At 43.7% G+C, this 21,706-nt stretch carries 30 protein-coding genes and 1 pseudogene; 26 read left to right on the forward strand and 5 right to left on the reverse strand.

What is annotated here, in order from left to right:
- Positions 1–84: 84 nt before the first annotated feature.
- From ABU165_RS20545 to ABU165_RS20555, 3 genes are read right to left on the reverse strand one after another with little or no spacing between them, the layout of a single operon-like run.
- Positions 85–1,293 carry a methyl-accepting chemotaxis protein gene (locus ABU165_RS20545; RefSeq protein WP_318060854.1) on the reverse strand — a complete coding sequence of 403 codons (1,209 nt, stop codon included), beginning with the start codon at positions 1,291–1,293 and terminating at the stop codon, positions 85–87.
- A complete protein-coding gene (locus ABU165_RS20550; RefSeq protein WP_318060853.1) occupies positions 1,290–1,886 on the reverse strand; it encodes an ECF transporter S component in 597 nt (198 codons plus the stop codon). Before ABU165_RS20550 ends, ABU165_RS20545 begins: the two co-directional genes overlap by 4 nt.
- A gap of 55 nt (positions 1,887–1,941) precedes the next feature.
- Positions 1,942–2,490, reverse strand: coding sequence for a DICT sensory domain-containing protein (locus tag ABU165_RS20555; RefSeq protein ID WP_009791931.1), 549 nt, complete (start codon positions 2,488–2,490; stop codon positions 1,942–1,944).
- A gap of 368 nt (positions 2,491–2,858) precedes the next feature.
- Between ABU165_RS20555 and ABU165_RS20560 the strand changes: the two genes are divergently transcribed.
- The 14 genes and pseudogenes from ABU165_RS20560 to ABU165_RS20625 form a co-directional block, all read left to right on the forward strand.
- Positions 2,859–3,497: an NAD(P)H-binding protein gene (locus tag ABU165_RS20560; protein WP_009791930.1), complete on the forward strand. Its 639-nt coding sequence runs from the start codon at positions 2,859–2,861 to the stop codon at positions 3,495–3,497.
- A gap of 31 nt (positions 3,498–3,528) precedes the next feature.
- The gene (locus tag ABU165_RS20565; protein ID WP_022543446.1) at positions 3,529–5,139 is read left to right on the forward strand and encodes an FMN-binding glutamate synthase family protein; all 1,611 of its coding nucleotides are present in this window, start codon (positions 3,529–3,531) and stop codon (positions 5,137–5,139) included.
- Positions 5,140–5,246: 107 nt separating this feature from the next.
- A complete protein-coding gene (gene hprK, locus ABU165_RS20570) occupies positions 5,247–6,164 on the forward strand; it encodes an HPr(Ser) kinase/phosphatase (RefSeq protein WP_129613491.1) in 918 nt (305 codons plus the stop codon).
- Between the two features lie 204 nt (positions 6,165–6,368).
- Entirely contained in the window at positions 6,369–6,554 is a 186-nt protein-coding gene (locus ABU165_RS20575; protein ID WP_141195042.1) for a serine kinase, read from the forward strand.
- Entirely contained in the window at positions 6,541–6,972 is a 432-nt protein-coding gene (locus ABU165_RS20580) for an NUDIX hydrolase (protein ID WP_009791925.1), read from the forward strand. Before ABU165_RS20575 ends, ABU165_RS20580 begins: the two co-directional genes overlap by 14 nt.
- A 15-nt stretch (positions 6,973–6,987) precedes the next feature.
- Positions 6,988–7,425: a hypothetical protein gene (locus ABU165_RS20585; RefSeq protein ID WP_248139013.1), complete on the forward strand. Its 438-nt coding sequence runs from the start codon at positions 6,988–6,990 to the stop codon at positions 7,423–7,425.
- Between the two features lie 33 nt (positions 7,426–7,458).
- A complete protein-coding gene (locus tag ABU165_RS20590; RefSeq protein ID WP_009791923.1) occupies positions 7,459–8,001 on the forward strand; it encodes a hypothetical protein in 543 nt (180 codons plus the stop codon).
- Positions 8,002–8,045: 44 nt separating this feature from the next.
- The gene (locus ABU165_RS20595; RefSeq protein WP_094768769.1) at positions 8,046–8,507 is read left to right on the forward strand and encodes an NUDIX hydrolase; all 462 of its coding nucleotides are present in this window, start codon (positions 8,046–8,048) and stop codon (positions 8,505–8,507) included.
- A complete protein-coding gene (locus ABU165_RS20600; protein WP_094768770.1) occupies positions 8,504–8,863 on the forward strand; it encodes an NIPSNAP family protein in 360 nt (119 codons plus the stop codon). Before ABU165_RS20595 ends, ABU165_RS20600 begins: the two co-directional genes overlap by 4 nt.
- 39 nt (positions 8,864–8,902) lie before the next feature.
- Positions 8,903–9,763 carry a phosphotransferase gene (locus ABU165_RS20605; protein WP_009791920.1) on the forward strand — a complete coding sequence of 287 codons (861 nt, stop codon included), beginning with the start codon at positions 8,903–8,905 and terminating at the stop codon, positions 9,761–9,763.
- 85 nt (positions 9,764–9,848) lie between these two features.
- Positions 9,849–10,235 carry a hypothetical protein gene (locus ABU165_RS20610; protein WP_318060852.1) on the forward strand — a complete coding sequence of 129 codons (387 nt, stop codon included), beginning with the start codon at positions 9,849–9,851 and terminating at the stop codon, positions 10,233–10,235.
- Between the two features lie 107 nt (positions 10,236–10,342).
- Positions 10,343–10,612: a hypothetical protein gene (locus ABU165_RS20615; RefSeq protein ID WP_318060851.1), complete on the forward strand. Its 270-nt coding sequence runs from the start codon at positions 10,343–10,345 to the stop codon at positions 10,610–10,612.
- Between the two features lie 19 nt (positions 10,613–10,631).
- Positions 10,632–11,099, forward strand: coding sequence for a hypothetical protein (locus ABU165_RS20620; RefSeq protein WP_318060850.1), 468 nt, complete (start codon positions 10,632–10,634; stop codon positions 11,097–11,099).
- 35 nt (positions 11,100–11,134) lie between these two features.
- Positions 11,135–11,467, forward strand: a pseudogene (locus ABU165_RS20625) (terpene synthase); the annotation flags it as partial.
- 83 nt (positions 11,468–11,550) lie between these two features.
- On the opposite strand, the gene ABU165_RS20630 reads toward ABU165_RS20625, so the two are convergent.
- Positions 11,551–11,751, reverse strand: coding sequence for a cold-shock protein (locus ABU165_RS20630; protein ID WP_009791915.1), 201 nt, complete (start codon positions 11,749–11,751; stop codon positions 11,551–11,553).
- 474 nt (positions 11,752–12,225) lie between these two features.
- Here ABU165_RS20630 and desA point away from each other — a divergent pair, with 474 nt between their 5' ends.
- The 3 genes from desA to ABU165_RS20645 all read left to right on the forward strand — a co-directional run bounded on the left by desA (position 12,226) and on the right by ABU165_RS20645 (position 15,186).
- The gene (gene desA / locus ABU165_RS20635) at positions 12,226–13,254 is read left to right on the forward strand and encodes a Delta(5) desaturase DesA (RefSeq protein WP_318060849.1); all 1,029 of its coding nucleotides are present in this window, start codon (positions 12,226–12,228) and stop codon (positions 13,252–13,254) included.
- A 242-nt stretch (positions 13,255–13,496) separates the two neighbouring features.
- Positions 13,497–14,525, forward strand: coding sequence for an STAS domain-containing protein (locus ABU165_RS20640; protein ID WP_318060848.1), 1,029 nt, complete (start codon positions 13,497–13,499; stop codon positions 14,523–14,525).
- A gap of 196 nt (positions 14,526–14,721) precedes the next feature.
- Entirely contained in the window at positions 14,722–15,186 is a 465-nt protein-coding gene (locus ABU165_RS20645; protein WP_248138991.1) for a GNAT family N-acetyltransferase, read from the forward strand.
- Positions 15,187–15,237: 51 nt separating this feature from the next.
- Here the strand turns inward: ABU165_RS20645 and ABU165_RS20650 are convergent, their stop codons facing one another.
- A complete protein-coding gene (locus ABU165_RS20650; protein WP_318060847.1) occupies positions 15,238–15,777 on the reverse strand; it encodes a DUF6241 domain-containing protein in 540 nt (179 codons plus the stop codon).
- Positions 15,778–16,089: 312 nt separating this feature from the next.
- Between ABU165_RS20650 and ABU165_RS20655 the strand changes: the two genes are divergently transcribed.
- The 9 genes from ABU165_RS20655 (at position 16,090) to ABU165_RS20695 (ending at position 21,475) form a co-directional block, all read left to right on the forward strand.
- Positions 16,090–16,890 carry a phosphotransferase gene (locus tag ABU165_RS20655; RefSeq protein WP_311225814.1) on the forward strand — a complete coding sequence of 267 codons (801 nt, stop codon included), beginning with the start codon at positions 16,090–16,092 and terminating at the stop codon, positions 16,888–16,890.
- Positions 16,891–17,032: 142 nt separating this feature from the next.
- Positions 17,033–17,902 (forward strand): alpha/beta fold hydrolase, encoded by an 870-nt coding sequence (locus tag ABU165_RS20660; protein WP_224951271.1) that lies wholly within the window; start codon positions 17,033–17,035, stop codon positions 17,900–17,902.
- Between the two features lie 10 nt (positions 17,903–17,912).
- A complete protein-coding gene (locus ABU165_RS20665) occupies positions 17,913–18,275 on the forward strand; it encodes a DUF2691 family protein (RefSeq protein ID WP_263625571.1) in 363 nt (120 codons plus the stop codon).
- The gene (locus ABU165_RS20670) at positions 18,238–18,375 is read left to right on the forward strand and encodes a DUF2691 family protein (RefSeq protein WP_262383042.1); all 138 of its coding nucleotides are present in this window, start codon (positions 18,238–18,240) and stop codon (positions 18,373–18,375) included. Before ABU165_RS20665 ends, ABU165_RS20670 begins: the two co-directional genes overlap by 38 nt.
- A 164-nt stretch (positions 18,376–18,539) precedes the next feature.
- Positions 18,540–18,959: a DUF6220 domain-containing protein gene (locus tag ABU165_RS20675; protein WP_224951273.1), complete on the forward strand. Its 420-nt coding sequence runs from the start codon at positions 18,540–18,542 to the stop codon at positions 18,957–18,959.
- On the forward strand, positions 18,956–19,156 hold the full coding sequence (locus ABU165_RS20680) for a DUF5957 family protein (protein WP_148950364.1): 201 nt from the start codon (positions 18,956–18,958) through the stop codon (positions 19,154–19,156). The genes ABU165_RS20675 and ABU165_RS20680 overlap by 4 nt, the downstream gene beginning before the upstream one ends.
- Before the next feature lie 86 nt (positions 19,157–19,242).
- The gene (locus ABU165_RS20685; RefSeq protein ID WP_224951275.1) at positions 19,243–20,328 is read left to right on the forward strand and encodes a sensor histidine kinase; all 1,086 of its coding nucleotides are present in this window, start codon (positions 19,243–19,245) and stop codon (positions 20,326–20,328) included.
- A complete protein-coding gene (locus ABU165_RS20690) occupies positions 20,329–21,012 on the forward strand; it encodes a response regulator transcription factor (protein ID WP_224951277.1) in 684 nt (227 codons plus the stop codon).
- Between the two features lie 175 nt (positions 21,013–21,187).
- Positions 21,188–21,475: a hypothetical protein gene (locus ABU165_RS20695; RefSeq protein WP_253616426.1), complete on the forward strand. Its 288-nt coding sequence runs from the start codon at positions 21,188–21,190 to the stop codon at positions 21,473–21,475.
- Positions 21,476–21,706 lie beyond the last annotated feature (231 nt).

Genomic DNA, 21,706 nt, shown 5'->3' on the forward strand with positions numbered 1-21,706 from the left:
TCCTAAGGGAGAGCCTGTTTCCGCTGACCCTATTGAGCGGGGAATCCTGACTGAGGGCCTGCCTCAGTCTCAAGAATTAAGAGATTACTCAGCAAGCTTCATCTCATTTCTCTTTTTCATTTCCCCAGGCCGGATCCATACTACATTTCCTTGGTGCTCTGTTTGTTCTTTTAAGTGATCCTGGATTTTCCGGATATGCTCTCCCATGGTCATGACAGTCATGTCGAGCTCTATCAGGTGTGCCTGCTGCTCCATCGTCAGTTCAGATGAGCCCATGGTTTTTTGGCTTAAGTTTTCTGTGATTCCCAATACTTCCTGCATCATTTCAATCAGACGCTGATTCTCGGCTTCCACCTCAGTTGAGTCGCGTTTGATTTCGTGTGATTGCAGTGAAAGTGTATTGATGCTTGAAATCACGCCATCAAAGATATCGATCATCTGCAGGCTCTTATCTTTTCCTTCTTCTAATACTGACACATTCGCACTATACGATTTTTCTTGTTCTTCTATATTTCTGTTCACATCGGTTACGATGGTGTTAATCGTTTCTGCACTCTCTTTGACCTGAACGGACAGCTTGCGGATTTCAGAAGCAACAACTCCGAATCCAGCCCCATTTGAGCCTGCACGGGCAGCTTCAATAGAGGCGTTCAATGCAAGGAGGTTTGTCTGGTTGGAGATATAATCGATAGCTCCGAGAGCCTTTGTGACTGCTTTCATTTTCTCAAGGAGCGTCTGGTTATAATCACCGAACTGCTTTGTGAGAGAGATGATTTTTGTGAAAACAATGCTGAAATCGTCGACCTTCAGCTTCCCCTCGTTGGACAGCAGCGTTACATCTGAGGTAGTGGAGTTCGTTACTTCAATAATGGCATCCATGTTTTGTATCATCCCATTCATTTTTCCTAATTGATCTCCAAAGTACGATATCAGCTCATGCTGCTTTTGAATATCCTGTACCATATCCATAAGCTGGCCGCCAACCATTTCAGAAGAAGCGCTTACCTGTGTGTTCATTGAAACTAAGTGCCCGCTGTGTGCTTCGAGATGGCGCAGTTCCTGCAGCGACTCCTCGATTGAGGTCTGAGCTGATGAGTTCTTCTCTGCAACTTCCTCATTTTGAGCATTCTCCTGTTTCAGCATCTTGGCACAGCCGATGAAGAGGGCTGCCGTAATGACCAGGGTTCCGATAAGAGAAAGTATGAATGAGTCTACGTAATAGTGGAGTGCCGACAGCAGCACAGAAGCCAGGAGGACGGAAGCTGCCATCACAAGATTCTTCTTGTTTTTCATACAGCCAGACTCCTTTTCTGTAAAATACGCTCCAGCCTGAAAGCGAACGGCAGGCCGATTGAATAAACTACGAATATCTTAATTAAATTAAAGGGGATGATAATGAGCAGAACAGCTGATTCAAAATCTTTCACAAGCGGGTTCGCATCGGTGAAAGATGTCAGATACTGATCCATATTCAGTCCGAGCAGGTTCATGATCGCCGGCAATATAAAGTAATAGTTGAGCAGGTACATAGCCGCGAGAAATATACTGATCGACAGGGTAAAGCTGATCCAGCTCAATTTTTTCTGATAGTGATAAAAAGCGCCTATCATTCCCACAATGAGCGCGCCAGAGCAGAAGTTGGCAATCTGGTTCACCGGAAGTCCCACATAGCTTCCATGAGTTATATATTCAATGACATTTTTCAGGAATTGAACAAGGATCCCGGCAGCAGGCCCCAATGTAATGGCACCGATTAAGGCAGGAATATCGCTGACATCAAGTGTTAAGAAAACAGGGAAAAAAGGAAGCGGGATTTTAAATAAGTATAAAATAAGGCTAAGTGCTGTTAAAATGCCAATCGAGGCCATTTTCTGAATACGTGACATATGTAAAATCTCCTTTATTCATGATAAAAGGGCAGCCCTGGGGCTACCCTTGGCATTAACCGATAAGTGAGAATCCTATATGTGGTGTTAACAGTTTTGTTGCATGAGCAATTACTTGCGGGTTTGAAGTCTTAACTCCTTTAAACTTGCGCCCTTCTTCCACCTCATGTACGCCGAAGCCCTCCATGTCATAGGCAACCATCATGGATTTGAATACCGGGCTGTCAATAATGAGGAACCATTCGCGCATCAGTTCACTGTTCTTTGGAAGCTCAATATAATGAATGCCATCACTTGGATCCATGGCTGCATCATTTTCTCCAAAGATATGAACGTTAGAGTACTCGGCCATAGCCTGGAAACGGTCCAGCACGTTCTTCGTGCGCGAGAACTTTTGAAAGCCTGCATAAACGTTCCCCTGAAGCTTCTTCGTTAGGACGATGTTCTCCATCATTAAGCACATATACTCCAGCTGCGGAACTTTAGTCTCGTACTTCAAAGACTGTGCATTCAACTGGCTTAAGGGAGCATTGTCGAGCTTTTGAGTCTCCCCCTCCACCTGGCCAAAACATTCTCTAAACAATGACAGCTTCTTTAATTCCATGAAAAATCTCCTCCTGTAAGTGGTTGTTAGGTATTAGGAACTGAGAAAAAAGAACTAGTTCAAAGGTAAAAAAAGTAGTCCGCTACAGCGTGGACTATGCTGGGGTATGGATGAAAAGTATGTATTACTTCTTTCGCTAATTCTTTACCTTACTAAACTCCCTACCTCCTTTACCACGTTAAAACTAATTTAAACACAGTAATATAAAAATTTAAAATCTGAATGTTCTATGAGCCAAGGGGACAGGTCCCTTGGCTCTTTTTCAAAACTGGGCCATGGGGTCTGTCCCCCTGGCACAAATCCTTTTTGGTTTTCTCTGGAAATAGTGTGGTAAATAATAAAGATTAACTAAAGCGGGGAGGCATTCTATGAGAGTCCTTGTGATTGGAACGGAAGACTTGACGGGGGAGCATGTAATCAAGCAGCTGTCGGACAAGCAGCATGAGGCGGTGGCATTGGTTGGGACAAAGAGTAAGGTGGATGAAATGGGAAGGCTGGGGGCAGCGGATGTTTTTGTGCAGGAAAATGATGGTTATGCCAAGGCCTTTTCAGCTTGTGATGCGGTCATTTATGTGGGCGATGCCAGTGCGCGGACGGGTGAAAGCAAGCCGATTCTGATTGACCATCAGTCGGTTATTGATTCGGTGCACGCGGCAAGGGACCAGGGAGTTAAGCGCTTTCTGCTGATGAGTGCGATGCGTGCGAATGAGACGGACAAAGGCGGTTCAGGAACAGACGGGGCGAAGGATCAGCCTGAGGAGCTTTTAAGAAATGCAGAATTAACTTATACCATATTACGGACAGGCAAGCCTGTAGACAAGCCGGGAAAAGGGAAGATTGAAGCAGCACTTTCTCTTAAAAGTAAGGAAAGTGAAATTCCGAAAGAGGATATCGCGACTGTACTGGTCGAGGCACTTGAACTGGAGGAGGCTTATAACAGAACCATTGAAGTGTCTTCAGGAGAAATGCCGATCCGCGAGGCATTGCAGCAGATAAGCTCTGACTGATACTTAACTATTTTATGAAAAGGGTGATATGATGTCCAATGTGAAAAAATACTTGCCAGCCCTTCTGAAGGGGACTGCGGCACTCGGGGCTGCGGCAGCTGCGACTTATTTCTACCGGAAGGATGACACGCAGCAGCAGCATTCCATCCTGAGGAATTTCCCGCTCCTTGGCAGGGTCAGGTATATGACAGAGAAGATCGGCCCCGAGCTTAGGCAATACTTATTTGAAAGCAATAATGAAGGGACACCTTTTTCCCGGAAAGAGTTCGAGGATATCGTCAAGGCCGGGAAGTATAAGGAGCGTCTGATCGGCTTCGGTTCGGAGCGGGATTTTTCAAAAAGCGGCTATTATATCCGCAACAGCATGTTTCCGAAGCAGCGGGAAGAACTGAGGATCGATAACAGCCAGAAAATCAATACAAAGGTTTATAAAGTGGATGAAGAAGGCCTTATGACCAGGAAAGAACACCGGGAGGAAAGCCAGACAGATCCCTATTTTCTAACAGATGAAGATGCAGTCATCCTCGGCGAGCATACATGCCGGCAGCCGTTCAAGCTGAAAGGGCTTGTCGGGCAGTCTGCGATGAGCTATGGCGCGCTCGGCGACCGGGCGATCACGGCTTTGTCAAAAGGGCTGGGCCTTGCCGGCGGAACATGGATGAATACCGGGGAAGGCGGTCTATCAAAATATCATTTAATCGGTAACCCGGACATCATGATGCAGATCGGTCCCGGCCTGTTCGGCGTCCGGACTCCGGGCGGGGAATTTTCATGGGATGAATTTGAGAAAAAGAGCAAAATTGAGCAAGTGAAGGCATTTGAAATCAAGCTGGCCCAGGGGGCAAAAATCCGCGGAGGCCATATTGAAGGAGAAAAGGTTAACGAAGAAATTGCCCAAATCCGCCTTGTTGAGCCGTGGCAGACGATCAACAGCCCCAACCGATTCTACGAATTTAACAATTATGATGAGCTGTTTCAGTTTGTAGAAAAGATGCGGGATAAAGGCGGCAAGCCGGTTGGCATCAAGATCGTGGTCGGTGATTTGGATTCTCTTGAGGAAATGGCCCAGGTGATGAAGGAAACAGGAATGGGTCCTGACTTTATCACTGTCGATGGCGGCGAAGGCGGGACAGGCGCCACCTATCAGGAGCTTGCCGATGCAGTGGGGCTGCCTATTGGATCTGCGCTGCCGGCTGTTGATGAAATGTTGGTTAAATATAAAGTCCGCGACAGGGTGAAGCTGATCGCATCAGGCAAATTGATTACCCCGGATAAAGTTGCGATTGCTCTTGCCATGGGGGCAGATCTCGTCAACATCGCCCGCGGATTCATGATCAGCGTCGGCTGCATCATGGCGGAGAAATGCCATACCAACCACTGCCCTGCCGGTGTCGCCACAACCGACCCGAAACTTCAGGATGGGCTGGTCATTGAGGAAAAACAATACCGGGTAGCCAATTATGTGGTTTCCCTCCGTGAAGGGCTGTTCAATCTGGCTGCAGCTGCTGGCCTTGATACCCCGACAAAATTCGAGCGGAAGCATCTTGTCTATAAAGACGAATGGGGAAGAGTTTCAGCTGTCCAGGATATGATCCTTACACCGAAAAAGGTAGATGAAATACAGGAGAAGGAACAAGAGTGAGCCAGGGGGGACAGACCCCTTGGCTCAAAAGAGCCAGAGGGTCTGTCCCCCTGGCTCATTTTTGATATAATATGAAGTTATATACGTTATTGGCGGTGATTTGGAGAGTGAAGAGTGTTAAGGTTAGTGATTTGGTTGAGAAGTTTTCGTTGAAGGTGCTGGCTGGGAAGGATAATCTGGATAAGCTGATCACTCAGTCCAGGGTGCACAGGCCGGGCTTGGAATTTGTGGGGCATTTTGATTTTTTCCCAACAGACCGGATTCAGATTTTGGGAAGAAAAGAGATCAACTTTTTACATAAGCAGACAGAAGAGGAACGGAAAATACGGATTGGCAATATCGTCAACTATCATCCGCCATGCTTTATTGTAACAACAGGTGATAAGGGGCTGACGTATTTAAGGCATTATTGCAATGAGTACGGTATTCCGCTGCTGACAACTGAAATTCCTGAAACGACTTCAGATTATATCTCTCAATTAGATGCTTATCTGGTCAAAGAGCTGGCAGAGGAAACCTATGTTCACGGAGTTTGTGTGAATGTGTATGGAATGGGGATCCTGCTGCGGGGGAATTCGGGAGTGGGGAAAAGTGAAACAGCTCATACGCTGATTGGCCGGGGACACAGGCTTGTGGCAGATGATATTGTCGTGCTGAAAAAGCTCAGCCCGCAGACGCTCTTAGGGACACATGATGAAAAAACAAAAGAGTTTCTGGCCCTCCGGAGTGTTGGGCTGATCAATGTGGTCCGCTCTTATGGACTGAAGGCATTCCAGAATGAAACACGGATTTCGCTGGATATCCAATTAACGAAATGGGAAAAGAATTCGCTGAACAATGATTTAGAGCATCAGCCTGATTTCACGGAATATCTGGGCGTTAAAGTGCCATCAATGGAAATCCAGCTTCAGCCAGGCCGTGACGTGGCCGGGTTGATTGAGGCAGCTGCGAACAACTGGTATTTGCGGCAGCAGGGGTACAGCGCTGCATCGGATTTCATGAGCAGGCTTGATAGTGAATTTTAACTGTTTAAAGAAGGGCCTTGCGGGGCTCTTTTTTTTGTGCTTCTTTCCTGCTGCATAAATAGAGCGGGGGAAAATGAAACATTACAGCTTTTGTTTCGTCTATAATAAAGATGAATTATTTGGAAATTATGGTTTTATTCATAGTCCTGATGTTTTATTAGCAGGCTGCTGTGGTGTTGGAGCATTGCTTCGGGGGGAAATAATTTGCGATTCATTTTAGCTGTTCCATTATTAATAATGGGGAGCTTTTTAATAAGCATCACCGTAGATCGTTTAGGCAGCACCGGCAATTTTATCATGCACGCAATGGGTGTGGCCATTAATTTATTTGCTGTCTTTTATATATGGAAAAGAAAGCCGAAGCTGGAGGGGAAGGATGATAAGAAATAATATTCGGGCTATTGCCATCTGTGTGTTCAGGAAAAATGACTCTATACTTGTGGCTGAAGGCTTCGACAAAGTTAAGCAGGACTATTTCTACCGTCCGATTGGCGGGGGAATCGAGTTTGGCGAAAAAAGCACTGAAGCGCTGGAAAGAGAAGTGTTCGAGGAAATTGGGGCAAACGTTAGGAATCTCATTCATTTAGGCACCCTTGAAAATATCTTTACCTACAATGGGATTCCCCGCCATGAGTTCGTTTTTGTCTATGATGGGGAGTTTGTTGATCTATCCTTCTATCAAAAACCATCTTTTATGGGTCTTGAGGATAATGGGGAAGAGTTCAAGTTAATGTGGAAGTCTATCAATGAGTTTCGGGATAAGGGATTACGGCTGGTCCCTGAGGAACTATTAGCGCTGATTCAATAGACAGGGGGAGTAAGGTTGAAAAAAATACTCTTGTTATTTTTTTCCTTGATGTTTTTAGCTGCCTGTTCGAAAGAAGTGAACACTTATGACTATCGATTTGTCGGTGAAAGCGGCCATTGGGAAGCGGAGTACGTGTTTAAAGGGACAGAGGAGTGGGGCGAAAAAAATGGAAGGCGCACATACTCTAACGAAAATAACGATGAATTCTTTTTAGAGTATAAAGGGCCTTTAGAAGAGCTTTCATCCATGAAAAAAATAGAGTACTCTTATGAAACGTCAGCAGGGAGCGGAAGCGGCGCAACAAAATTTGATGCACCGCCGACGAAAAAGGTTTTTAAAAGCAGCGGATCTTCGGAGAATAGCGGCATAGTGAATGAGGATGATATTATCAAAGTTTATGTAAAATGGGATAATGCCGAGGAGACTTTTGAATTGCACAGAGAAAAGCAGTAGACTTTTAAACTTATAAAAGAGAGGTTCGGGTTAATGTCTGTAAAAAAGCGTTTCTTCATTGGAATAGCCATTGCGGCTGTTTTCTCCTTCATTTGGCTTCTGCCTGCACGGGGGAGCGAGGCACAAATTGCTAATGAGATTGCGAAAAAAACAAACGGAGCCAGCATAGACCATATCGATATGATTGATAACCATCTATCCGTTGCTTTCCTGCACACTGCAGCAGGTGAGGAAAGGGAAATGTATTTAGAGAGGTCGTTATTTTCTTGGGAGGCCAAAAAAGAGTTTGCCTTTACACCGGAAGGAATACATGACCCGATTCACCTTGCCTTCTTCACTTCGCCATTTACAGGTGAAGAAGAATACAACGCTGTGATTCTCAGGGTATTTGATAAAGAAATAGACCGTGTTGAAATAGTAAAGGGAGATCAAACTATTCACAGCTTCAAGCTTCTTACTAAAGCTGCGGATGAAAAGTTTGGACTATTCAGAACAGATAGCGATGAAATCTATGATGCTGAATATATTGCTTACAATGCAGAAGGAGAAGTGGTTTTTAAGAACAAGTTATCTTAAAGACCTGTCCCTTTGTCCTAAAAAGGAGGCTCGCATCGTTCAGGATGATTACTTTTGGAGAAAAAATTGAGAAAATAGAATATACCAGCAGACCGGCTGTCTACGGACTGTTTCTTCACCCGGAGAATGGGAAAGTCGCTGTCATACAGACCGGGGACGGAAAGTATTTTCTTCCCGGCGGAGGAATAGAGGCCAGGGAGACGCATGAAGAATGCATGAAAAGAGAGGCTCTTGAAGAAATGGGGACCGAGATTGATCTCGGTCCTTTTCTGGGGCAGGCACAAAGATATTTTTACTCTACCAATGAATACAAATACTATTTGAGCCAAGGGTATTTCTACTTATGTGAAATCGTCAGGCAAATAAGCCTGCCGCTGGAAGAGGACCATACGCTGATATGGCTGGATCCTTTGGAAGCTGAAGCAGGTCTGTTTCATGAGCACCAGGGATGGGCAGTGAAGGAAGCGTTGAAAATACATAGTTTAAGTAAGGGGGAAAGCAGATGATTTACCGCAGAAAAAGCTATAAAGTGGATGAAAGCATTGTAGAAGATTTCAATCTTCATTTTAATCAGACGCTGCTGCCGGCCCAGCTGAAATACGGGTCAAGGCTGGTCGGAAGATGGATGGGACAGCCGGCAGAAGGGGCAGTCGAAATCTTTGCAATATGGCAATATGACAGCCGTGAAGCATATGAAAACATTGAAAACAATGTGAGACATGATAAAGAGCACGTCCAGCGTGTGCAGGATTGGTTTGAGAAAATGGGCGGTAGGGAGAATCTGGGCAGGATATTTTTTAAGGTGGATGAGGACTTTTTGGAGACTACGGTACCTGAAGGAAATACGATTCTTTCATGCTAGTAATAAAGATCATTTCCAAGTTGCGAGGAGAAAAAGGCAGTGAAATCAAAAATAGAAAATGTTATCAGGGATTTACAGGACAAGAGGATTATTGATTTAAACGAACCAGATATCAACATGCTTAAAGGAACGACTGAAGGAATTGTGTATACTTTAGCTGAAAATACTGTGCCGAAGTATGTGATAAAGTATGACCGGCCGCAGGAAATTGAATACGTGGAACGGTTTCTTCAGAGCTGCCGGAATGTCAGCCTCCTGCCAGAATGGCTCTATACAGATCCTCAAAAAGAGTTTATCGTCTACTCTTTTATAACGGGAACGACGCATTATAATCGCGGCTTGAAGGAAGACTGGATGAGGACCCTGGTGAAGGAAGTATTAAATCATTACGAAGAATGCCATCCTGAAGAAGCATGGGGCAGGCTGGATCAGCCAAGAAAATCATGGCATGAGTTTAATAAGATTAGTATAGGACTCGCATATAGAGATTTAGGGGATTTGCTGCCGGAGGAAGATTATTTTAAAGTAAAATCAATTGTCGAGCGGATAAGCAGGTCCGGGGAAGAAAAAAAGTACCTGCTTCACGGAGACACAGGAGTCCATAATTTTGTTTTTAATCACAGAGTTCTGACCGGAGTCATCGACCCTTCCCCGATTATAGGGCCGGTCATTTATGACTTTACCTATGCCTTCTGTTCATCTGCGGATGATTTAAATATAGAAACATTGCTTTCTTCATTCACGCTGCTGGAGCATGTCTCAATGGGAAAATCGCAGCTCATAGACGAAGTGGTGGTGCAATTATACACGCGCCTTGGCATTTGTGTCAGGGTTCATCCTCAGGATTTAGATGGATATCTTATAGCATGGGAATATTGGAAGTCCTTGGTTTCTTCCTGATTTATAGGAATACAAGATATAGAGAAAGGTTTCATGGTCCAAAGCAGCTCAAAGAACCAATAGGTACAAAAAAGGGGGAAGCAAGTTGTTTCGGACGCTAATCTGTCTCTTGATTGGTTTAACGCTTTTCACTGCAGCAGGATGTGCGAATGGAGAAGAAAGCACTTCAGTTTCTGTTGACACCATTGATGCCGAAGAGGTTTTAAGGCTGGATCCGGATGCTGATATTTTTCAGTATGATGGTGTCATCTACCAAACGAATATAGATTGGGTCGAAGAATTGTCATTAAAAAAGGACGCTCAAATTGGTGAAATACAATCCAGAAATGAGAACGATACAGATTTTGAAGATGCTATGTCGAATAAGCTTCCTGTCGGTTCAAGGATATTCTCTGCTAGGGAGAGAGAAGATATTTTACTAGTGGAGTCCGAGGGAAAGGTTTTGAAGTATCTGGCTATTGTTGAGGGATAATGGAAGAGTAATGAGGTACACTGAAGTCAATTTAAAATAGCTCCAACCGGGCTATTTTTTTTTGCACGATCTGATTCCGAAAAGCAGAAAGCAGGTGAAGGAGAAGTATGGCTGAATTAACCAGGATGTCACTTATATGCGTCGCTATCAATCTATTCTCAAATATACTATTTTTCCTCATTGGAGACTGGGGCGGATTATTTACCATGCTGTTAACTTTAAGCAATCTGGTATTGCCAATGTTTCTGTCATTTACAGGTGTTCTTTTAGGAATCGGGGCGTTGGTGTTAAAAGAACCGATCATAAAATCTTTGCTGGCCGTAGCAGCAAATATAGGTTACGTGTTGATCTTCTTTTCTGTTATAAAAAACTCTTAATAGAATAAAGGATGAAGAAATGAAATATTTTATTGATGACGATCATTGGGATGTAATGGGGTATAGCAAAGAATTAAGGAAATTATTGCCCAGATTTAATAAAGAAACAGCAGCTTTCCTGAAGAACTATTCTTTTCATGATGGAAAGGTTGTTTCACTAACAGTTTTAAATAAAGAGAATGGAATAACAAAGGATCCGACCGCCATTCTGATGGTCATTAAGCAGTATGATGAGACAGCAGGCACCTATGAAATTCAGTGGCAGAATGTCCGCAAGTTTTTCATGGACTATGATATCACGCGAAATGTTTATGGCAACAATCCAAAAGAGATTGCATTTGGCGGCAGAAATGGCCTCGATGATTGGGGATATGATGAAATCACTCCGCTGAGCAAAAAGAAGCTGAAGCATGAGATTTACCTGTTTTCACAGACGAAGATAATCATCCATTGTGCCAATATAATAATTAGAAAAGTGAAAGCATAGGGAACACCAAGTATACAATTGGTCAGGAGGAAATGATGATATCACTTGCCAGAATCTTGAAATTGCGTGATCTGGAGATTTTCAAAGTAATAAGGAACGGAAGAGTTTTAGCGTATAGCATCATTGAGGATACTCGGAATCCTTTTACAGAAGAAGACAAAAAATTGGATCCTTTATGCTTTATGGATGAAGAGGATATTAGTGAAATTTTAAATGTTTTCAGGATTGCATTGATTAGCGATAAAAAATTAAGCAAAGCCGATTCGATCACATTAAGAACATTCTTTTCGGAGTTTGTGAACAACACCCATTTGACGAATTTCATCATTCAGGAATATGTTCAAAAGGACTTGTATGAAGAGGAAGAGGTTCTTTCTAACACGGAGTAATTTTCATTATACAGAAAAAAACAGGCCCTATTAATATAGGGCCTGTCTGTATTATGCGAAGATTAAGCTTTTTGAACGTTAGCTGCTTGAGGTCCGCGAGCACCTTGCTCAACGTCAAATGTTACTTTTTGACCTTCGTCTAAAGATTTGAATCCTTCGCTTTGAATAGCAGAGAAGTGTACGAATACATCGTCTCCACCTTCGCGTTCGATGAAGCCGAAACCTTTTTCTGCATTAAACCATTTAACTGTACCTTGTTCCATTTTTGTTGCCTCCTAGTGCTGCCGCACAATGTATTACTATCCCTGCTCAAAGTATTTATATAGACGAAAAGTCATTAATTAACTTATACCGAACAAAAATAATTCTTTTTCATCATAACAGCAATCGGAAAAAATTGCAAATTATATTCTTGTTTTATTATGGCAATATTTGTTAGGTAGGATGAGTTGCTTAACCGGGTGCCAAATTTTCAATCATTTCTATAATGAATGCTATATTCTCACAAAGGAGCAGGCAGAAAGTTTTATCCGATATCGAGCTGGGTATAATTTTTTTACGCCGCTATACATAAGTTCAGCTATCTTCCTGGCGGATGAGAAAGTGAAAGTTTTTTTGAAAAAATGAGATAACCATGACACTTATCATGTATGGTATATGACAGCTGGGACTACCGCAAAGATAAAACGTTTTCTATACTTAAATTAACTAATTGAGTGAAGGAGAAACTTTTAAAAATGAACGAACAAAACCCAAGGGCTTTGAGAAAACTGGTTACTCCTTATGAAAAGTCCGATTTACAAAAAAGTATCTGGCAGATTATTAACACATTGGTGCCATTCTTCCTGTTGTGGTACCTGGCTTATAAGAGCATACCGGTCTCTTATTTCCTTACATTAGCGATTTCTGTGGCTGCAGCAGGCTTTCTAGTGAGAATCTTCATTATCTTTCATGACTGCTGCCACTATTCTTTTTTTAAGAACAGGAAGGCGAATCGGATCCTTGGCACGATAACGGGGATTCTGACGCTGCATCCTTTCGACCAGTGGGCGCATGACCATTCTGTCCATCATGCCACCAGCAGCAATCTGGACAAGCGCGGTACAGGCGATATTTGGGTACTGACTGTTGAGGAATATTTGGAAGCTTCAACTAAAACCAAAATCTTATACCGTTTGTACAGAAATCCGTTTGTTATGTTCATCCTCGGCCCGATTTACGTTTTTGGCATTACCAATCGTTTCAACCGCAAAGGGGCAAAGCCCAAAGAACGGATGAATACGTATATTACGAACCTGGGAATCGCGGCTGTGGCGGGACTTGTATGCTGGGCTATCGGCTGGCAGAACTTCCTGCTCGTTCAGGTGCCGACTTTCATGATTTCGGGTACTCTCGGAGTATGGCTGTTTTATATTCAGCACACGTTTGAGGATTCTTATTTCGAAGAAAATGAGCATTGGGAATATGTAAAAGCAGCTGTTGAAGGAAGCTCATTTTACAAGCTTCCAAAAGTCATGCAGTGGCTGACAGGCAATATTGGTTTCCATCATGTGCACCACCTGAGCCCAAGAGTCCCGAACTATAAGCTTGAAGAAGTGCATAAAAACACGGAACCCTTGCAAAACGTTCCGACCATTACACTGGCAACCAGCCTTCAGTCCTTAAAGTTCCGTCTTTGGGATGAAGATGGGAAGAAATTTGTTGGGTTCAGCCATCTGGGGAAGGCTGCTAAAGCCCAGGAATCAGCACGGCTGGGATCTGATTAATTGATCGGGATATCATGATAAGAGGTTTGTACCTTGCAAAAAAAGTGCTGACATGCGCAAATGATTTGTGCAGTCAGCACTTTTTTTGTTGGATAAAATGTACTTTTTGCATTCTGGTGCACCACCGAAAGATCGGGCAAATGAGATATGTATAGAACTGCAATTATATGGTGAATTTATTGGTAAAAAAGCAGTCAATCTATTAAAATAAACAGGCGTAAGAATAGCGGGGAGTGAACTTTATGGCGTTGGCAAGGGAAAAAGTAACGGTAGAGGTAAACAGTAATGAGTTTGTGTGGGATCCCCAAAACGGGCTCTTTACCTTTGATGGTGCACCAGCGCTTTTATTTTGGGATTCAGCAATAGAATTATTTTTGAAAACCATTGAAGAAGTTTCTGGTGAAGATGTATCTAAAACTGTTTATGAAGCTACGGGATATCGGATGGGCCACCTGGTAACTTCTTATTATACCGGCCGAAGGGACCTCGAACAGCTCCTTGAAGAATATAGTGATATATACAGAAATGCCGGCTGGGGTAACGTCAAAATTGTTCAATATAATTTTGAAGAAAAGAGAGCAACCGTTCAGCTGACCAACAGCTGGGAGCACAGGATTTTTAATCATACAGACAAGGAAAAGGCTGGCGTATTATTGCCGAGCCACTGGGCAGGAGTCTTTACAGGCCTATTTGAACAAAAAGTCTGGTACAAAATCAACAAAAGCCAGCTGGATGGAAACGAATATGACGAAATTGAAATCTTTCCTTCTGATGTTTCACCTACAGAAAATATTTTCGAACTAGCAAGACAAAAAGAGACAGAACATATCCTGGAGCTGGAGAAAAAAGTAAAAGAGAGAACCGAAGAACTTTCCGCCCTTGTAAATGAATTATCCACCCCGATTATTCCGGTATTGAAAGGAATTGTTGTCGTCCCGCTTAATGGCAATTTCAACGATGAACGACTATCCAATTTTATCGAACGTTCACTGCTTGAATTTTCCAGGCTTAAAGCCAATTACCTGTTAATTGATCTGACAGGTGTGAAAGGGCTGGACAGTTACACGATAGAAGGCATCCAAAAGCTGATTCTTTCTATCCGCTTGATAGGCGGGGAATGCTTTATTGTCGGTATTTCAGCGGACCAGGCCATACAAATATCACATTCAAACATTCAATTCAGCAAAGTACAAACCTTCTCTACCTTACAGCACGGAGTAGAATATGCCATTGGGCAGAACGGTTTTGAGATTAAAGAAAAGAAGGCGTGAAGTGCCTTCTTTTTGTGTTTTTTCGACCTGGTTCCGCCTTCTGACGGCTGCAGATCTATCCACTTAAAAGGGAAGCCCGAAAATACCTGGCTGTAATCATAAGAAATCTTTATGAAGAGTCATCATATACTTGTAATTCCTTTATGGAATGAACTCAGTTAGCATAGAAATATAGATTCTATAGGGAGGGAAAGGAATGGAGGCCAAAATATGCATTAGATCCGCTGCTCAGGAAGACTTGGACAGCATTGTGCTCATGCTTGCTGATGATGTTCTCGGGAGTACACGCGAAAAGTATGAGGATCCGCTTCCAGACAGCTACATAAAGGCATTTCAAGCTATTTCATCTGATCCTAATAATGAGCTGATCGTTGCATGCAGGGGAACTGAAGTCGTTGGGGTTCAGCAAATAACCTTTACACCCTATCTCACACATCAAGGCGGATGGAGGGCTGCGGTTGAAGGGGTAAGAACAGCGGCTTCAGTAAGAGGTATGGGAATAGGGTCTGAACTGATTACATGGGCCATTCAGCGTGCAGAAGAACGCGGCTGCCATCTGGTGCAGCTGACAACTGATAAAAAAAGGCCGGATGCGCTGAGATTTTATGAGCGTTTAGGGTTTAAGGCAACACATGAAGGGTTGAAGCTGAAGCTTATATAAAAAAGGCCCTCAGGCTTTTAAGAACAGCGGCCAATCCGGCAGCTGTTTTAATTATGGATTCCTAAAGTTATTCTCAATAAATTTCTCCTCATCAGCTGGCTTCAGAACCCTGTATACCTTGCCAATCTGGCCGCCATCCATTTCCCAAAAATAATTATGATCCTCTATGATGCCAGTAAAGTCTTCGTTTCTCCACTTCGCTGCTATTTCCAGCAGCGTTTCTTTTTTTTCAAAATCACTCGATTGCAGGATGCTAAAGATTTTTTCAACATTTTCTTTGCTCATCTCGACAGCACCGGTCTTTTTCTCGGCCATGACTTTCTGATGTGTCATAAAGTGCATGGTATCCATGACTTCTTTTTCAGCAGAGCTTTGGTCTACCGGGAATGTTGTAGTTGCCCCTTCCACTTTGGCAACCTGTTCAGGTGCTGCATCTGGATCCCAGGCTTCTTCAGAGGGACCGGACTCTGGCTGAGTTTGTTCTATGCTTTCATTCTGATCTGTGTTATTGGTTGTTTTCATGAAATTGACTGTGATAAAGAGAACCAGGAGCAAGGCGATGGCTGCCAATATGAAGATTATTTTTTTCATGGATGGCTCTTCTCCTTTTCTCCATTATACCACTCGGGTTTCACTGGAATGCTAATATTTGGTATTATAAAAATTGAGAGATGCATAGAAAGGGGAATCTATATTGCACATGTGGAATATCTTGAATTGATTTGTAGAATTGGATAGAGGCAGTGGGCGGTCCTTGTTGGGGGATACGTTTATTTGCTGATCTTAATTCATTCAAGGGATACATGATGCGGCCATATAAATTTCCATTGCCAGGCAGATATTGCGGGTGGAGTTGCATCTCTATTGGCATAATCATAGCGTCCCTGACCAGGAGGAATCTTCATGAAGAGTCAGGACAAAAACGAAGAGCTGCTATCAGGAGGAAATGTCACAAACGTTTATCGTTCTGGAGATACAGTCCGGCGGGAAATGAAGCCTGATAGTAAAAACATCCAAAAGTTATTGCAGCATTTAGAAAATAAAGGATTCAGCTTCGCACCGAGGTTTTTAGGCATTGACGAAAAAAATAGAGAGATCCTGAGCTTTATTGAAGGAGAAGCCGGCAATTATCCTTTAAAAAAGTATATGTGGTCTAATGATGCCTTAAAAGAGATTGCAGGAATGCTTCGGCTCTATCATGATGCTGTGAGCGATTTTCCAATTGATGAGAGCTGGCAGCCGATTGATAACACCCCTCAGCCGTTTGAGGTAGTGTGCCACAATGATTTTGCCGTTTATAATATTATTTTCAGGCACGAAAAGCCGGCAGGGATTATAGATTTTGACGTTGCTGCGCCCGGCCCGAGAATTTGGGATATCGCTTATGCTCTTTACACTTGTGTGCCTTTAAGCAGACTGTACCATACGGAAACAGGTGAAGCAGTTTATTATGACCGGTCAAAGGATGCCGAACGCATAAAACAGAGGGTTGCATTATTTTTTCAATCCTATGGTATGGCTGGATTGGAACATGGTTATATAGAGATGGTGCGGCTCCGGGTAGATGGGTTATGCAAAACCATAAGAAGGAAAGCTGAAGAGGGAGACAAGGCGTTTCAAAAGATGATTGATGAAGGGCATCTTGAGCATTACCAGAAGGAACTTCAATTCATTCGTGTTCATGGTGAAGAATGGATGATGTGAATGAAAAAAAGCGCTAAGCCTGGCCGGTTTAGCGCTTTTATTTAAAAAGTCCTGTAACAGCTTTAATTGAAATGAAACTTACCAGCTCTTTCGGGCGTATATCCACTGTAAAGCTGATATAGAAATGCTGGGGAGATGCCAAATGACCATCTATAAAAATGAACATGGCAAACGCACGCTGGAGAAGGATTATGAAGAGTATATAGGCACTTTGAGTTTTGATGTGGAAAGGATATTTGTGGATACCAGCTATGGAAGGACACATGTCCTTGCTGCCGGGCCAAAGGAGGCGAAGCCTGTATTTATTTTTCAGGGAGGCAATTGCATCAATCCGATGACACTGTCGTGGTTCTCCTCATTAGCGGACAGCTATCGGATTTATGCCCCTGATACCATCGGACACCCGGGATTCAGCGCAGAAACAAGGATTTCAGCTCAGGATGATAGTTTTCCGAAATGGGTAAAAGAGCTGATGGATCATTTCCAGCTCAGCAGATGCGCCTTTGTCGGTCCTTCTTATGGCGGAGGAATCATTATGAGGATTGCAGCCTATATGCCCGGCCTGATTGACTGCGCAGTGCTGGTGTCTCCGGCAGGAATCAGCCTTGGGTCCAAGACCAGGATGATTAAGGATATTTTACTGCCGATGGTGGCCTTTAAGGCTTTTTCTTCGGAAGCACAGCTGGATAAACTCACTGGTATTATGTCTGGCGGTTCGATGAAAGTGCGGGATAAAGAGATTATCGGTCATGTGTTCAAATATGTGAAGCTTGAACAGGATATGCCGAAGATAACGGAGCGTCATGAGTTGGCGGGATACCAGGCGCCGACCCTGGTTATAGCGGGAAAAAAAGACGTCTTTTTTCCTGAGCACAGTCTTAACCCGGCAGCAAAAGAAATCATTTCAAATCTAACCGACTTTAAGGCATATGAAATGGGGCATTTTCCTTCTGAGGAATATTTGAATAAGATTAATGAGGATATTGCAGCGTTTTTAAGTGCTTATTATTAGGAGGGGCCACATGATAAGAGGGATGACTTTTGAAATTCCCAATGAATATGGCCGGTTTCTTTTTGAGATTCTGCTGGCGCTGAAAGCTTCCAGCTTTGAGTGGATGATTGCTGGTGAGGAAGGTTATTTTATAGAAAACGGAGAGCTGGGCAGAGAGCTTTTCCCGGAAAATAAAATGGTCAGGGCAGGCGGGGATCTGATGCTGTATCTCAGCCCTTACACCTGCTATCTCATTTTTGCCGACTTAAAGGCTTTTCCAAAAGGAAAGGCTGCTGATGATATCCGGACCTATAAAGATTTCTTGAAAAGTGATTGCCAAAATAGCAATTCTCATTGTGGACAGCTCTTATACCGCTGTTTATTGCAAGGATAGGGAGAGGACAGAAAGGCTGTACCGTTTTTGCAGGGAGCGATTCTTGAATGCGGAATATATTACGGATGAGAATGATAGAAGTGAGCTTACTGTTTGGTGATTAGAAGCTGGATGCCTGCCTTGAAAAAGGGCAGGCATCCAGCTTTTTTTGAGCCAAGGGACCTGTCCCCTTGGCTTATTTAAGAATTATTTAAGATTTCTATAAGCCCCCGTTTAGAAATTCTCTGTACGATGTTCACAGAGTCAATTGAAGGAGGATTGGTTATGAAAGAGGGTTCTTTAAGGTTTCGGGCCGGGGGGATGGCTTTTGTGGTGTTTTCGATTTTGTTTGCGGTGTGTGTCCTGACACAGCTGTATATTGCCGGGATGGCGGTGTTTGTAAATCCGGCAAGCTGGATGAGGCATGTCAGGTTGGTCCACCTTTTTGGGTTTTCTCTCCCGCTTTTAATGCTTATCTCGGCTTTTGTTGGCAGATTGCCTCTTTCTATTTTAGTTCAGGTGCTGGGTGTGATGCTGTCGATTTTTTTGATGTATTTTACAGCGAATATAACGGGTACGCTGCCATGGGCAGGGGCGCTGCATCCGGTTATTGCGGTGATTATTTTAATTCAGTCGCTGCTGATAGTGAAGAGTGCCTGGGGATTGTTATTCCTTAAGCATAAAGGGGAGGGTGTTGAAGAATGAGGGGTTTTGCAGCTATGCTGCTTGGCATTGTGGGCGGTTTTATTGTTGGGATTGCGTTGTCGAGTGTAATCGGGATCATCAGCATGGGCTTGTTCAGCCAGCCGTTTGGGATTAAATATCTCCCTTATTTTACAGCGGCCATCTGTGCAGTGCTTGTACCTGTGATGGACCGCAGAAGCTTGAAGAATAAAAGATAATAGGAGGGCTGTCAGGGGAATCTTGACAGCCGGCAGCTATATATGTGGAAATTAGGATAAACTGGATCAGGAGAGCAGGTGAATAAATGTCGATAAGAAAAAGGCTGATCTTGTCCAATGTCGGGATGATTCTGATTCCGGTCCTCAGCTTGCTGCTGGTGGAGGTTATTGCCGGATATTTCTTCTTCTATCTATTCAACGGGAAGCCTGAGGGGCGGGATCTGCAGCTGTTCCTGACTGCCCGGTTTGCGGCAGTGATTGTGATCCTTGTGCTGACCAATGCAATACTGACTTATTTTGTATCAAAGAGCATTCTTGTGCCAATCCGGAAACTGTCTGAGGCGGCCGGAAAAATCAGTGAAGGAAATCTGGAATACAGTGTGAAATCCAGCAGCCGGGATGAACTGGGGCAGCTGTCCAATACATTTGAAGACATGAGGCTGAAGCTGAAGGAAGCTGAGCGCATGCAGAAGCAGTATGAAAGAAACCGGCAGGAGCTCATCGCCAGCATTTCGCATGATCTGAAAACACCTTTAACCTCAATCAAAGGCTATGTGAGCGGGATTCAGGACGGCATAGCAGGAACTCCCGAAAAGCTGGAGCGGTATATGAACAAAATCAGCAGGAATGCCAATGATATGGACGCCTTGATTGATGAGCTGTTTTTATACTCGAAGCTGGACCTGGAGCAGATGCCCTTTCATTTTGAAAAAGTGAGGCTTGATTCCTTTTTTGCCGATTATATTGAGGAGCTGTCATATAAGATGGAAAGGGAAAATGGGCGTGCAGAGCTGATTTTAGAAGGGGAGCAGGGCTTTCTCGCTGAAGCCGACCGGGAAAAGCTGAACAGGGCTGTTATGAACATTACGCAAAACAGCCTGAAATACATGGACAAAACATCTAAACGGATTCAGATCAGGCTGACTTCGGGGACGGAAGATCTAGAGGTTGAAATCAAGGATAACGGGGCCGGCATCGGTAAAGAGGATCTTCCCCGCATATTTGACAGCTTCTACCGTACTGATGCATCCCGCAATTCGGCGACAGGCGGCAGCGGACTCGGCCTTTCAATTGCCAGGAAAATCATTGAAGGGCATGGCGGGAGGATTTGGGCAGCCAGTGAGCCGGGGAAAGGAACAAGCATTCATTTTACATTGAAAAAGGTGAAGTAAATGAAAAGGATACTGATTATAGAAGATGAGACGGATATTGCCGAGCTGGAGCGGGATTATCTGGAAGTGAGCGGCTTTGACAGCGATATTGCTTCCAATGGCGAGGAAGGGCTGAGGCTGGCTAAGACAAATGAATACAGCCTGATCCTGCTGGATTTAATGCTTCCGGGGATTGATGGCTTCCAGCTATGCAGGGAAATGAGAGAATTCCTGGACATCCCGATCCTGATGGTGACTGCGCGCAAGGAGGATATTGATAAAATCAGGGGCTTTGACCGGGGCGCGGATGATTATATTGTGAAGCCGTTCAATCCGAATGAGCTTGTCGCCAGGGTTAAGGCGCATACAGCCAGATATGACCGGCTGATCAGCCGCCAGCCGGAGAATCGGGAGGTACGGAAGAGAGGGCTGGTGATGGATGCCGATTCACGGCGGGTGTATGCAGATGGAGAAGAGAAGGTGTTCACGGCAAAGGAATTCGATTTGCTGTGGTTCCTTGCTTCAAACCCGGACAGAGTTTTCTCGAAGGAGCATCTGTTTGAGCGGATTTGGGGCTATGATTCCCTGGGGGATATCACGACCGTCACCGTTCATATTAGGAAAATACGCGAGAAAATTGAAAAAGATCCATCGAGTCCGGAGTATATCGAAACGATATGGGGAGTGGGGTATCGGTTTAAATGAGGGTGGGGGGAGAAAATGATGGGGCACCTTTTTGCGCTTAAGGGTGAAAAGATTGACATAGTCTAGTTTCAAGTGACTATCTTATAATAGAGTAAGGGGAGGTGAGAAAATAACGGAAGAAAGATTTGACCGACTTGAAGGAATGCTAACGCAGCTGCTTACAAAGGTAGCCAATATGCAAACCGTTCAACAGGAGCACAGCAGGAAATTTGAGTCAATTGGTAGGAAGTTTGATTCTATTGACGAGAAATTTGACTCAATTGGTAGGAAGTTTGATGCCATTGAAAAGAAGTTTGATTCCATTGATAGACGCTTTGATGTCATTGAAGCAAGAATGGATAGCACTGATGCAAAAATTGATGGTCACCATAAAGAAGTAATGGACCGATTCAATAAATTGGAGCTGGATCAGGACTTTATTCGGGAAAAAGCTGCACGTAATGAAAGAGCTGGAGCTTATTAAAAGGAGGCTTTCTTTATAATCTCTATTCGACACTTTCTTTACCCTCAATAAATAACTTTCTCTTGAAAGCAATACTCCTCTGTTTTGTTTCACTAAAATATATTCCTCTACAATAAAAATCAACACAGCCAATTAAGTACGGGGCTTTAATTAATATAAAGTTTAATACTAGTCTAAAAAAACTCCGCCTGGCTGATGGCAGCAAGCGGAGTTTTTGTGATTCGGATCCTT

Origin of the sequence: Cytobacillus sp. T106 (genome assembly GCF_040492155.1) — a bacterium.
GTDB classification, from domain to species: domain Bacteria; phylum Bacillota; class Bacilli; order Bacillales; family Cytobacillaceae; genus Bacillus_AB; species Bacillus_AB infantis.